Source organism: Roseibium sp. MMSF_3412 (assembly GCF_030733265.1).
In the GTDB taxonomy this organism is placed as follows: Bacteria; Pseudomonadota; Alphaproteobacteria; order Rhizobiales; family Stappiaceae; genus Roseibium.
This window is the reverse complement of sequence record NZ_JASHJI010000006.1, coordinates 1-13,885: the sequence shown is the minus strand read 5'-3', so window position 1 is coordinate 13,885 and position 13,885 is coordinate 1. Positions and strand designations below refer to the sequence as shown.

General features: G+C 54.9%; 9 protein-coding genes. 5 read left to right on the top strand and 4 right to left on the bottom strand.

Annotated features, from left to right (window positions below; translation table 11 throughout):
- Positions 1 to 13: 13 nt before the first annotated feature.
- Both gspG and RBB49_RS12445 read right to left on the bottom strand, forming a co-directional pair.
- Positions 14 to 460, bottom strand: coding sequence for a type II secretion system major pseudopilin GspG (gene gspG / locus RBB49_RS12450; protein ID WP_306143130.1), 447 nt, complete (start codon positions 458 to 460; stop codon positions 14 to 16).
- Positions 460 to 1,020, bottom strand: coding sequence for an A24 family peptidase (locus RBB49_RS12445; RefSeq protein WP_306143129.1), 561 nt, complete (start codon positions 1,018 to 1,020; stop codon positions 460 to 462). The genes gspG and RBB49_RS12445 overlap by 1 nt, the downstream gene beginning before the upstream one ends.
- A 69-nt stretch (positions 1,021 to 1,089) precedes the next feature.
- Between RBB49_RS12445 and RBB49_RS12440 the strand changes: the two genes are divergently transcribed.
- The 4 genes from RBB49_RS12440 (at position 1,090) to RBB49_RS12425 (ending at position 10,335) form a co-directional block, all read left to right on the top strand.
- Entirely contained in the window at positions 1,090 to 1,854 is a 765-nt protein-coding gene (locus tag RBB49_RS12440; RefSeq protein WP_306143128.1) for a hypothetical protein, read from the top strand.
- A 158-nt stretch (positions 1,855 to 2,012) separates the two neighbouring features.
- Positions 2,013 to 4,175 (top strand): type II secretion system secretin GspD, encoded by a 2,163-nt coding sequence (gspD, locus tag RBB49_RS12435; RefSeq protein ID WP_306143127.1) that lies wholly within the window; start codon positions 2,013 to 2,015, stop codon positions 4,173 to 4,175.
- A gap of 385 nt (positions 4,176 to 4,560) precedes the next feature.
- Positions 4,561 to 9,060: an RHS repeat-associated core domain-containing protein gene (locus RBB49_RS12430; RefSeq protein WP_306143126.1), complete on the top strand. Its 4,500-nt coding sequence runs from the start codon at positions 4,561 to 4,563 to the stop codon at positions 9,058 to 9,060.
- Positions 9,061 to 9,912: 852 nt separating this feature from the next.
- Positions 9,913 to 10,335 (top strand): hypothetical protein, encoded by a 423-nt coding sequence (locus RBB49_RS12425; RefSeq protein WP_306143125.1) that lies wholly within the window; start codon positions 9,913 to 9,915, stop codon positions 10,333 to 10,335.
- An 804-nt stretch (positions 10,336 to 11,139) separates the two neighbouring features.
- Here RBB49_RS12425 and RBB49_RS12420 read toward each other — a convergent pair.
- Positions 11,140 to 12,078, bottom strand: a complete 939-nt coding sequence (locus RBB49_RS12420) for a hypothetical protein (protein ID WP_306143124.1) — start codon at positions 12,076 to 12,078, stop codon at positions 11,140 to 11,142.
- A gap of 250 nt (positions 12,079 to 12,328) precedes the next feature.
- Positions 12,329 to 13,252, bottom strand: a complete 924-nt coding sequence (locus tag RBB49_RS12415) for a hypothetical protein (protein ID WP_306143123.1) — start codon at positions 13,250 to 13,252, stop codon at positions 12,329 to 12,331.
- Between the two features lie 335 nt (positions 13,253 to 13,587).
- On the opposite strand from RBB49_RS12415, the gene RBB49_RS12410 reads away from it, so the two are divergent.
- The gene (locus RBB49_RS12410; protein ID WP_306143122.1) at positions 13,588 to 13,761 is read left to right on the top strand and encodes a hypothetical protein; all 174 of its coding nucleotides are present in this window, start codon (positions 13,588 to 13,590) and stop codon (positions 13,759 to 13,761) included.
- The last annotated feature ends 124 nt before the right edge of the window (positions 13,762 to 13,885 follow it).

Below are 13,885 nucleotides of genomic sequence, written 5' to 3'. Positions count from 1 at the left end.
GCGCGAGGATGAACTAAAGCCTTTCAACATCCCTATCTTCGCCAGAGCCGCCTTTAGCGCCGTCGCGGCCAAGCGAATAAATGTCAAATTCACTCTCCAGTCCGGGGGAGCGGTACAGATAGGGCCGGTCCCACGGGTCGATAAGCGACGACGTGTTTTCAAGGTAGGGACCGTTCCAGAGGTTTTCGGAAGAAGGAGCGGACACAAGCGCCTTGAGACCATCCACCTCTGAGGGATATCTGCCGATATCGAGATAGTAAAGTTCAAGCGCTGTTCCGAGTTCCTGGATCTGGAGTTCTGCGGTTTTCATTTTCGAACGGCTCAGAAACGAGATGGCTTTTGGTCCTGCTATGCCGGCGATCAGAGCCAGGATCGCCAGTGCAACGAGCATTTCTATGAGGCTGTACCCGGACCTGGGCCCAGGCGCAGAAGTGCGAGTGAAAACAGTTTTTTGCGCCATCACCAAAACCTCTCGACTTCCAGGCCATGCACATTCAGAGCTGCCAGGAACCAGACAAACCAGATCGCCGCAGACAGATGAGGAGCAAAAGGTATGCGTGTGTCTGGATTTTTTGCACCTTTTCTAGCAGGATTGTAAAAATTTGCAATGAGTGCGGAGCACGAGGCGACGAAAATCATTACGGGAACATGGGCGAGGCCGATCCAGACGGTTGCGGATGCAATCAGCTTTATGTCGCCAAATCCGAGCCCTTCCTTCTTCCATAAACCACGAAAAATTCTAGAGAAAATAAAGAAGAAAAGGAGTGCAGCTATCCCCTCCATGAGCCTGTGAACGAGGATTTCGGGCGAAACACTCAGTACCCAGAATGCACCGACCGGGAAGAGGCCGATGCTGACGAGATCGGGTATCTCCAAGTGCTCAAGATCATAGTAGGACGCATAAGAAAGAGAAATAAAAAGGAGAATTGAAAATGCGGAAAAATCTAAATCGAAAAAAGAGAGCGTATATAAAAACTGTATTACAGAGATCGCGAGAATGAAATAAGTATAATTTGACATGCAGATTTGGTAAGATAGATGCAAAGATCAGGATATACATTAATAGCAACTTTGGGAATAATTTTATTTTTGTCTTCACTCATAGTTGGTATGAATGCCCTGGTCTCTGGTAAAATCAAGCGGGCGAGTGCCAATAGGGGTAATGCCCAGGCGGATTTTGCGGCCGCGTCCGCGATGGAGCTTGGCAAGGCGGTTATCCTCGGCAACATAACGTTGTCGATGCTGGACGAAACCAGGATCAGGTTCGATGGGACGCCCATGACATGCGGCCTGTCCCGGGACTTTGTGAGCGTATTGAGCATCACGGACGTTGCCGGCCTCGTAGATCTTCGCTTTGCGTCGGACCAATTGCTTTCCACGCTTGTTCGCGGGGCAACGAAGGCAAGTGTTTCGAACTCAAGGCTTGCTGACATTCGCCAAAATGCAGGTTCGGGTGCGTTTCTGACCGCTCGGGATGTGTTCCTTGCATCCGGCTTTGGCGAAGAGGACGCCGGGAATGCGGCCTCTTACAGCACGGTTCATGGCAGCAGCTTCAGGCTTGCGCGAGATGTGACGCCGCCTTTTCTGATATCGGTCTTGGACGGTAACGGTATCGGCAGCGTTTCTTATTTCGGCGCAAGTCCATCAAACCGGACTTTCAGGATCAGCGTTGTAACCGACCTTCGGGACCGCACGCAGGTTCTGAGCGAAGCATTGCTCATCTTGGAGACTACGGGTGCGGGCGAATTCACGAAAGTGTACGAGATCAGAACCTATCGGCAAAGGTCAACGTTCCTTCCGGCGGCCGAGACCATCGCGACAGAAGACCTGCCGGAAACCTGGTGCACGCGTTGACGGGCTTTCCCATCGGTCGCGCAAAAGCTAAGTCATTGATTGGCGGAAGCGAACAGACGGGCAAGCATTGATATTTCCGGCAATATTCATTAAAGCACTATGCAGGATGTGATGACGAGCGGTTTGGTGTTTTATTGCTCCAGGAATTGAGTTTCCTGGTGCCAAATCTTTTGGCATCAGCGCGTACATCCGGTTTCCTCAAAGCCTCACTTGCATGTCTCTTCATCGCAGCTTGCGCGAACTCCCATCAGGCTGGCGAATACGATCTGGGATCCAATGACCGGTTCGGTGCGGGGTCTCCAAGCGGTTTCAACAAATCCTTCCTCGTCAATGGCACCGTACCTGATGCGGGATCTGCCCGGACACAAACGGAAACGCTGGTACAGGGGCAACGGCTTTCGCAAGGCTCGGGAAAGTCCTACAGATACGCTACGGATGATCGGGTTGACCTCAATCTCAGGGATGCGTCCGTCGAGGCGGCGTCGCAGGCGATCATTGGCGAGATTCTCGGGCGGACTTTTGTCATCTCGCCGGATGTGTCAGGCACCGTTACGCTTCAGACGACAAATTCAATCGCTGTGGGCGCGCTCCTGGAAGCTTTCAACACCATCCTGGCTTTCAATGATGCTGGCCTGGTTGAGCGCGGCGAGGTGGTCTATATCGAACCGCTTGGAAAGCTGGAGGGCGTTTCCCCGAAATTGCAGACAAGATGGGGTGCGCGCGGTTCTGAAATCGGTCGTTCCATCAAAATCGTGCCATTGGATTTCGTCGCGGCGGCGGAGATCGCCGAATTGCTCAAGCCACTTGTTGGCGAGGACAAAATTCTTCACGTCAACAAAAGGCAGAATCTCATTTTCATTACAGGCAATCCGCGCGAGATTGGCGCGGCACTGGACGCAATCAACCTGTTCGATGTCGATGTCATGAGAGGGCAGTCATTTGCACTGATCCCAGTCAAGAATGCGGACGCCGAAACCATCGCAAAAGAACTGCAGGCCGTCTTTTCAACGCAGGAAGGCGGCGCGCTTGCGGGCGTTGTCAAGTTCGTTCCCAACAACCGGCTGGCATCGATCCTGGTGATTTCGACCCGGCCCCACTACCTTGAGGATGCAAGGCTTTGGGTTGAGCGCTTTGACAGGGCAGCCGCCGGCGCTAGCCCGAGGCTGTTTGTCTATTCCGTGCAGAACCGGGAAGCTGAGGATCTTGCGGAGATTCTCCAGGCGGTTCTAACCGGCGGCGAAGAGGAAGAGGACGGAGACGGCAGCGCCACCCCGACAACTGCAACCGTAACCTCGCCGGCGACGGCAACGAACAGGTTTGAATCCAGTTTCGAAGCCGCTTCTACCGAACGGGCGCGCAGCCAACCGGCCGTATCCGGCTCCCAGACTGCTTTCAGCACGGACGGAATACGCGTGATTGCCGATACCTCGAACAACGCGGTCCTGCTTTATGCGACCCAGGCGGAATACGAAACCATTCTGCCGATGATCCGGCAGCTGGATTCTCTTCCGAACCAGGTCCTGCTGGAAGCCACGATCGCCGAGGTCACTTTGACGGACGAGTTGAAGTTCGGACTTCGCTGGTTCTTCGAATCCGGCAACTTCTCCTTCAAACTGTCCGACGTGGCGACCGGAGCGGTCGGGGCGACCAACCCGGGTTTCTCGCTCCTGTTTTCCGCCGGCGAGACTCAGATTGCGTTGAACGCACTGTCGAGCATTACGGATGTCAACATTATCTCGTCTCCGAATCTCATGGTTCTCGACAATCGCCAGGCCGTCTTGCAGATCGGCGATCAGGTTCCGATCGCAACGGAATCCGCGGTTGACACCACCGCCACCGGAACGGTGGTCAATTCTATCGAACTCAAGGACACAGGGATCATTCTGACCGTGACGCCGCGTGTCAACGACAGCGGCCGTGTGATCCTCGATATCACCCAGGAGGTCAGCGACGTGGTCGCAACAACGACCTCCGGCATCGATTCCCCCACGATCCGGCAGCGCAAGGTGACGACAACGGTTGTCGTAAACGACGGCGACAGTCTGGCGCTTGGCGGGCTGATACAGAAGAAGGATGAACTGGTCAGATCTCACGTGCCCGTCCTCGGCGATGTCCCGATTGTCGGCAATTTGTTCAAGAACAAGCAAGACACGGAACAGCGAACGGAACTCCTGATCCTGATCACACCGCATGTCGTCCGTGATTTCAGGGAGGCGAACGATGTCACGCAGGAATTCCGGGAGCAACTCGGTGGCCTAAGCGTCCTGGGCGACACGCCCGAGCGTGGTCTGCGTCACCAGTTGTTCCGGGTTTTGAGGTGAAGCTGAGTTTCTCGGCGTACATCCTATAAGTTGCGCAATTTGCATATCACTCGTAATTTTTAGCAATTATCCTGCATGGGTTGCTGAAATCCTGTAATGCACCTTTAGGTGTATCAGAGGGGGTTTCCATTCCAACGCTGAGACATGCCTGCGACTGGTTTCGCAGGCAAACGCGCCTTTTTGGGGAAGTGCGCGAACGGGGATCTATTGGGATCAGTCGCGTCATGCGCGGGGCTGGTCCCTTGCGAAATAGGGGCAGGGGATGCGTTTTTTTCTGGGACTGGTTCGGGCGTTATCAATCCTGGTTGTTTTGCACATGCCGTCATCGGCAATTGCGGAAGTTACCATAGCCTACATAACGGGCACTTTTCCGGGAGACCCTGGCTTGGCGTTTTCGCCTCAGGCGACTTGCGAGCTCCAGAAACAAAGCTTCGCACCGGGTGCGGGGGAGGTCATCGTCTTCCGTGTAGGTGAATACTGGCAATGCGATTGGTGCACGGCGCAGGAAGGCTGTCCGGGAGCGGGCACGATCATTCCAACGACCATCCTGCCGCGCTGCTATGATACGGAAGAAAATGACTACGCCACCGGCTACACGATCGTTGAGCCTGGCGTGTGCATGGAATATGCCGAGGAGCCGCGGACCTGCACGCCGGATAAACCGGTGCTTCAGGAAGCCAATCCCGTACTCGTTTCGACCGGAACGAAGGTTGAAACGGCCACGGATTTTTCCACTGCGGACGGTCTGCTTCAGGTCGGACGTCATTACCGTAGCGACTACGGTCTGGACCGGACAGGTGTTTCAATTGTTTATGAGACACTTGGCATCGGCTGGCGGTCCAGCTTCGGCTGGCAGCTTCAGCTGCGCCAGGGTTTCAGGTTTTTCCCGTGGTTTCAGATCACGGACCCGAACGGTTCGACCTATTTCTATCAGCTGAATTCAAGCATCGGCACCGTGACATCGCGCGGCACGCATTCGGAACTCTATACGGTCGAACTTGACGAACCGGTGAATCACCCGGTCAGGTTCGACGGAGGCACCTTTCATCTGACCATGCCTGACAACACCCGGGTCACATTCGAACTTTTCAAACTGAGCGGTTCTTCCACCTACACCGAAGGGCGTGTCACCCAGATCCGCAAGCCGAGCGGATATACGCAGACTTTTTCCTATCAGACCGAAAGTGCGCGCATCCTGAGTTCGGTTACCGATTCCTTTGGCAGGGAACTCCGCTTTACCTGGAAAGAGGTCACAGTACCCGGCCAGAGCTATTCAACGCCAAAGGCGATTGAACGCATCGACCTGCCCGACGGAACATCGCTGCACTACAGTTACGGTCAGTTCAATCCCGATGACCCCTACCGGGATGTCGCCGACAAGCTGCTGAAAGTGGAACGCAAGGCGGCTGACGACATGGTGCTCGACAGCACGACCTATCACTACGAAGACACGCGCCTGCGGCACGCTCTCACCGGCATTACCGGTCATGACAGTGTCCGCTACGCAACCTTCACGTATGATGAAAACGGGCGCGTGACGGTTTCCGAGCACGCTGGCAGCGCTGAGCGCACAACCTTTTCCTATGCCGAGACGGGCAATGATCTCTACAGAACCACCGTCACCAATGCGCTTGGCAAGACAGCCTCTTACAACTTCAGGGACGTCGGCATCTTCAGGATCGAGGAGATCGAGGGGGAAGCCAGCGCAAACTGTGCCGCGTCCGAACGCCTTTTTGGTTACGATGCCGCAGCGCCGAGTACATTTGTCGAGACGACGGATGAAGAGGGGCGCATCACGAAGTATGAGCGCGATGACCGGGGCCGCCCGACGAAAATCACCCGCGCTTTCGGCACGGCGGATGAACATGTCACTGAAATCGCCTGGGCGGCCGGCCACAACGGTGCCCTGCAGATCAGGACACCCAACCTGCAGACGGACTACACCTACGATGCCTACGGTCTTCTGACGGAGACCACGCGGACGGACACCACCAGTCACACGCAACCTTATGCGACCAGTGGGGAGAGCCGCAGCTGGAGCTACAGCTATACACCTGAAGGACGGCTGGCCTCCGTTGACGGTCCGCTGGACGGCACGAGCGATACGGTGACTTTCGCCTATGACGGCAACTTCGACTTGAGTTCTGTCACAGACGAGCTGGGGCACCAGACCAAGGTTCTCTCTGTCAACGGGCGCGGCCAACCGACCTCGATCGAGGATGCAAACGGCCTCAGGACCGATCTGGCCTATGACCGGCTCGGGCGTCTTTCGGACGTCACGCTGGACCCGTTCGGTCTCGCGGCCCGGACAGAGATCGCCTACGACGCGATCGGACAGGTAACGCAGATCACGCGCTTCGACGGCAGTCTCCTCAGATACACCTACGATGAGGCCAGGCGCTTGACATCGGTTGAAAATGGTCTGGGTGAGCGGATCGAGTTCGCTCACGACCTGATGGGCAACATCACCGGCCGCACGATCAAGGCGGCTGACAGCCGGATTGTATTTGCCGAGAACCGGACCTACGACGAACTCGGCCGTTTGCTGACATCGGTCGGCGCGGGTCCGCGCATCTGGCGCCACGCCTACAACAGGCTCGGTGAAACCACGTCGATCACCGATCCGCGTGACAGGTCCTGGAGATATGCCTACGACTCGCTCGGACGGCTGATTGCGGAAACCGATCCCGATAACGGTGGCATCCAAAGGGCCTACGACGGAGACGACAATCTCGCACTCTATGATGACCAGAACGGTGTCGTGACCACCTTCCTGCACAACGGTTTTGGTGAAGTCATCGAGGAAAACAGCCCGGACGCCGGTGCCGTCGTCTATCACCGGGACAATCGTGGCCTCATCACCCGAAGGACAGATGGCCGCGGTGTCGTCAAAACCTATTCCTATGATGTCGCAGGCCGTCTGACGGCCGTCTCCTATCCCGGCTCGCCGGACGAGAACGTCACGCTGACTTATGACAGCACGGCGTTTGACAACAAAGGCGTCGGCCGTCTGACCGGGTGGACGGACGAGGGCGGTGCGACCGGTTATGTGTACGATCTGCTCGGCCGTGTCATCTCTGAAACCCGCACCATCGCCGGCCATAGCCACACGGTCGCCTATACGTATGACACACACGGCAACATTCTCACGCTCACTTATCCTTCGGGCCGTGTCGTCGCGTATGAACGGGAAATGGAAGGTCTTGTCTCGGCTGTTGCAACCCGGGCCTCGACAACGAGCGAGGAACTGGTGCTTGCCGCATCTGTTGCCTGGAACCCCTTTGGTGAGATCAGCCGCATTGTCTACGGCAACGGCCTGACGCTCAACAAGTCCTTCACCACCAACTACGATCTCAGCGCCATGGAACTGTTGGAGCCGATCGACGGCTACAACCTGTTCGATCGCGTCTATTCCTACGAAGACACGCTGAACCTCACCCGGATCGATGACAACCTGAGCAACCGGTACAGCGAAACCTACACCTACGACGCCCTCAATCGGCTGCAAAGCGCGGACGGGGTCCATGGCAGCCGCCAATACGGGTACGACGGCGTGGGCAACCGGACGTCGCGCACTCTTGTCAGCGATGGCAGCACCACCACCGAGGAGCTGTTCCGGGAGCTGAACTCCAACCGGCTGCAGACGGTCAATGTCAACGGCATGACAGCGCGCTCCTTCACCTATGACGGGGCCGGCAACATGCTGACGGATGCCGGCAGCGCGGGCACCACCGGCTACAGCTACAACCACGCGGGCCGGCTGCAAAGCGTGACGCTCGGTGGGGTTACGACGGGCACCTACACCTACAACGCCCTTGGCCAACTGGTCAGCCGGACGAAACAGAACATCACGCCTTCGGGCACGGCGCACTACATTCATGATCTGAATGGCAATCTGATTGCCGAGACCGACGGAAACGGCAACACGGTGCGCGAATATGTCTGGATCGAGCACCGGGGCACGAAGAGCGCACCGCAGGCAACTGGTGCCGCAACGCCGCTGGCCGTGGTTGCCGGCGTCGATACGGCGTCGCCGGCAGCCTATCTGGTCCACGGGGATCACCTGGAACGGCCGGTGATGATGACGGCGGCGATCCGCCCTCCGGTCTCTCATGCTTACATACACTGGTTCGCCGCCTATACGCCGTTCGGCACGCTGCAGCAGACCATGGGGGTGATCGATACGGACAATCGCTTCCCCGGCCAGTGGTATCAGCTTGAAAGCGGTCTTCACTACAACTGGCACCGCCACTACGACCCGACGCTGGGCCGCTACACCCAGCCCGACCCCCTCGGCCTCATCGACGGCCCCAGCCGGTACGCCTATGCACGGAACAATCCGACGCAGTTGCTCGATCCGAAGGGAGAGTTCGCGCAGGGCGTCGGAAGTGCCCTGGCTTATGGCGGCGCCATTATTGCCGGCCTCCTCATCTACAAACATTGGTTGGATCGGAACCCCGATCTCTGTTTGATCCCGCCAGGTTTGCCCAATACCAACGATAACAAACCAGGCATCGGCCACAACGGTGGACCACCCTTAAACAAAAATGACGGAAACGAAAATGATGGCGATGGCAAGCCACCTACTCCTCCTGGGCCTCCGGTGTTGCCAAGCGATAATATGGGTGGCAACGACACTGATAGCAATCTACCGCAGTATAGCGGTGACCTATCATACTCTTCGAAAGTCGCAACACAGATGAAGAAGCGCGGCTGGACTGAGAAAATGGTAAGGGAAGCGCTGATTACGGAAGGCATACCAGCGACTGGCAAAAACGGTCCGGCTACGAGATATGTGCACCCCACCACAGGCAATTCAGTGATTAAGGACAATGCCACGGGTGAAATCTTTCATGTCGGCGGTACAGGATACCTTTATGACTAAAAAAGTGCAGGCATACATGAGACTACTGGACGAAGGCATCGATGTGTGGCGACCTTGTTGTGTTCAACTTTTGCACAACGGTACAGCGCTCGTTCTATCCGATAAGTACTTTTGCGCTTCGAACGGTGAAAGTTGGGAGTTTAGGCCTGGAGAGAAGGTCTCCATTGAAGAAAGAAACGGAAAAAGGTTTGTTATCGCTTTGATAGACTAAGCAGGGGTACCTAGGCGGATCAAAACCTTAGCCTTTGGCACGCTGCAACAGACCATGGGCGGGCCCGATACGGACAGCCGCTGTCCGGGGCAGCGGTACCAGCTTGAAAGCGGTCTTCACGACAACTGGCACCGCCGTTACGACCCGAGAGGTGAGCAAACTTACGGGCCTGACATGCCGTTCGAAGGACTTGGTCCATACCCTGGTGCTGATCATGATGTCAGCAATGAATGGCAGGATCCGCCTCACTCGGTTCCTAGGGAGTATGAGCTGGAAATATGTACAATGGGCGTTCCTTGTGGAACGGGATGGGACCGTCGGTATGGGATCGATCAGATGTTTTGCCTCGCGGGCACACGAGCAAGCACTACCAGACCCGGTACAAATAGGAAGGGAGCCTATGAAGTTGGCATAGCTCAGAGTCCTTGGACAGGCCAGGCAACAGTCACACATAGGTTCTTCAATGATAGGAATGATTGTAGTGGGTGTGCCGCGCGGCAACTGCTAGGTCCACTTTTGTCCCCTTGGGATAGTTACGTAAGATGACTTCTGATGTTGAAAAGTCTGGACCCATGACCCCAAAGGCTCGGTCAACAATAACTCGCGTTCCTGATTGCTTCCGAAACCAGGAGCCTCACATCTTGTTGAAACTGAATGAGCGCGAATTTTTGTTTGGCGGCCTGACAGAAAATGCCAAGACACAAAAACTTCCTTCGGGTTGGGTTGTCCACCAACTCGAAAGGGGCGTCGCATTTGTGGTTTTTGATGATGGCGCGATTTTTTTGCATGATTGCGAAGATGAGGCATTCAAAGTCGTTGGTGACAGCGCTGTTTTTTATTCAGATGCGGGCCTCAGCGCCTATCGGCACGGGAAGAGGTTCGATTGCCTTTTCAACGATTTGAACCAATATTTTACAAACATAGATTTTCAAGAAATTGATCGTGTTGGAGTTAGGTTTGAATTTGGCTCCGGGTTCGAGTTGGTTTTGTCGGTCTCCGACATCGTCAATCAAATTGGAAGAATGGATACCTCAAACTTGTGGGAAGAAAAGCAGCAAACCTGATGTTTTAAACAGGTGATGCCCCATAATGAGGCTCAAATGACATGCGAAACGGGGAAACCCGTCAGAATGCGTGTGCGAAGCGGACTCCGTGCCCCGTCAAGCACGCTGACGCCACGGGGTGAAGCCTTTTCATGTCCTTCGGATTTGACTGACTTGCGCCTTCCACGGCGTTCTGTTGTATCAAGCAAAAGCAATGGAGAATTTTTCTGTATTTTATAGTAAGTAAAAAATATATGAAAAAGTAAATAAACTGGACAGTAGCTATGTATTATTTGTTTAATGCTTTTCTTTCTGCATTTGTTTCTATAGTATTAGGATTCGCTACTCTCGAATATATGCCGGGAGAATTAAAGTCTCCTATAAGTGGATTGGTATTGGTTGTTGGTGGTTTGGTTGCGTTATGGAATCTTTACCTTCTCGTTTGTCAGTTAGTTCACAGGCGTAAGTAGAAAAATGCGTATGGAGTAAAACCTAAAATAATGAGAGCAGATTATGGGTCTGGTATTGTTGTTTACAAATTCGAGAGTTCTCATTTTCGTGTGCAGTGCATGACTTGCTCCCCAAATTGACCTCCTTCACAAGTTAGCTCCATTCGCGGTGCGGTCTTCGTTGGTGTCAATTGCATTTTCATGGGCTTTGAGCCCGTCTATGCTCGTATGCTGTCGACAACCGGGGTGCAACTTTGATAACCACCCAACGCCGAACCAGAAAACCAACCTGAGATCGTCAAACTCCTGATCGAGAGCTTGGAACAGACTGCATACCCGTTTTACGGATCTGAAGCCCAGCCCGGCCTCCGGGCAATCAAACCCCCTTCGCCAAGTCGAGTGCTTCAGCCTCACTGACTTCAAGTATGTTCAGACTAACCCTTGCTCTCCGCCAGTATTCCGCCATCGCTTCATTGACGACCAAGTCAATCGTGGCATGGGTTTTTTCCAGAACTGCCGCCTCCATTTGACCTGCTCGCGGCGTGTGCCGGACCAGCCACGGCAAGTCTTGGTATCCGTCGTATTTTGAAGCTTCTTTCAGAACGGCATCATAAAATGCGTTCTCTTGCTCCAACACGGCGTCTATGAACTTGTCCGCCTCTTGATCACAAACAATATGAACTTTTTTCTCGTAGGCCAGTTTGTTTGCTTTGATGGCATCCAATAAAAACTTCATATCAGGCTCTTTGAGAATTTGCTTAAGGCCTGCTGAAGTTAAACCATAGGTCTGAACGCCGGTCTGAAAGTTCAAACCGACCTTGGGCAGTTCCCAATTTTTCCCCGCTAGCCGAGCAACAGTGGTTTTCACTTTATCTCCGGGACGGCCTACAAAAGCGAAACCGGCAATCACGAAGACACGAAAGGCGACTTCGCCAACCGTCGTCTTGTGACCGGCCTGGGCGTCGGCAATCATCGCCTTCGTCAGTCCGAACGCGATGCCCGAACAGGCCCGCACGACAAAGCCAGCGAAATGCCTGGCAGCTTCTCCGCCAGCTTCCGTGTAAAGTGACCTCAACAGCCAGGACTCGGTAAGTGTCGCAGTGCTCATTACCGTGTTGGCGACCCCCATTGTCGCAGCTGACACAATCGCCTGGATCGCGACTTCCTGAGCAATTTGAGCCTTGTTGATCTCCGCATTCATGTTTTTGAGCCGGTCACGCGCCACCCGCGCATTGTTCATGTAGGTCGACACTTTGTTTTGGGCGGTCCGATTTGGCCCCGCCTTCATCATCGGTCTGCGCGAATGCTCCCCCATCGAAGCCCCTTTCGAAATTCTGAAATGAAAAATCGTGTGTTTCTATTCAAGCAAGCGCCCAATCGACGAACAAGCAACTGGTTTTGGCCTGCCTTAAGCAAGTACAACCCGCCTTTGTTCAGAAGGGGCCGCAACGTCGCAAATGCTCATCGACGAGCCGTAAATACTCATCTGAATTCATCGAACGCCTATTCATGAGCTTGAATTCGGACTTCAACTGATTTGCACACCCGTTTCATGGGGCCGAATACTAATAAGGGCGTCGCACCTGGGTCGCGCGATACCGCGGGTCGTTCTTGATGCTATTGACTTCTGATTGGCGTCTTTGCTTATCGGCTTCGAGAAGCTCTGGCGTTACTTCTGGATACTTGCGTTTGTTTGCTTCTGTGTAGGAGTTGTCCTTCACCGTGATGCCAATTCGCTGCTCACTTAGCCAGCCGTTCAGCAGCCCGCCAGCTGCATTGACAGCAGCTTCGTCTTCCCTGCGTTCGACCCAGGGCAATCCGCCTATCGCGCCGTGCGAAGCCCCCCTGATGGTTACGCCCTTGCGCATGTCGGTGCGCCCGTTCGAGTCAGCGAGCGTATAGGATGCGTTCTTCATGAACTTTCGCGCATACCTATCCGGATCGTTTTGACCAGTGCTGTTGAAACCGACGGCCAGGGTCTTGTCGACCCAAGATGCAAAGTCTTCGGTTTTCAGCACAGGGCTGTATTCCCAGATTGTTTTGTCCCGGTACATCACGTAGCTCGTCCGAACGTTGTTCGGCACTCCGCCTCCGAGGCAAAAGACGTCTTTCGAAACCGGATCGAGAAGGAAAAGGGCTTCAATTGGAATGACTTCGTGGACACTCTGTTGTCCATCTTCGTCCATTTTCCCATAGGCGCAGATCTTTGCCAGTTCCATCGCCGCAGCCCCGCCACGGCTGTACCCAGCGATAAAGAGCCTGCACTTGCGATTTTGCGAACGCCGGGCGACCAGCGAATCGTAGCCTTTGTTTGCGCGGGATCGTGTCGTAATGCCGAGCGTGCCGGGACCTTCAAAGTAAACCGACTTGGAATTGCCCAGCTTCTTGTGGATCTGATGCAAGAACGAGTTCTCGAAATCGCGAGCGTATTGTTGATCATCGTAAGGACCGGTTCCATCGATAAGAACCATGAAAATGGTACTGTCCAATTGAGCAACCTCCTCAATGCAATTGTCGCGAGGCTATGTCCGGCCAATCCAGGTCCGCCGTAAGGCGTAAAATGCAATGCTGACAGACTAACAGGTGCATTCGTCGACAAAACAGACAAATTGCCCTCGTTTTCCGCCAAGCCTGGGTATGAAACTTCTTTCTTTGCCGTTTTGCATTGGAAAGAGACGACCATCCCGTCCGCCTCCCGGTCGGCTGTCCCGCCTGAAGGGCCCGCGTCCGTTTTCATGCCCGGCAAGGTGCTTGAGAACTCCACGGGGGGGAGTCCATCAAGGCCGACGGGGACAACATTACACGGTTGGTGGAGCGTTCTCTGATGCCGGTCGCCGCCTCGGCGTCGGCAACCGGCGTGTTCCAGGCAAACGCCTGTGCCCGGATCGAGACCGCAGATCGCGGCCCGGAACCTTGCATGCCCCGTGCCGATGACCGCGCGCTATCGGCAGCGCTCTGCGGTCGTCTCGGCAGGAGAGGGACGGCAGGCGATGACTAGGGTACGGATGCATAAATGAAGCCGATTTGGCGGCAGAATTGGCAAGATCTCGCGAGGAAGCGTGTGCAGAGCGGGCTTTATGCCCGGTCAAGCGCGGTGACGCTGCGAGGTGAGGCCATTTTGC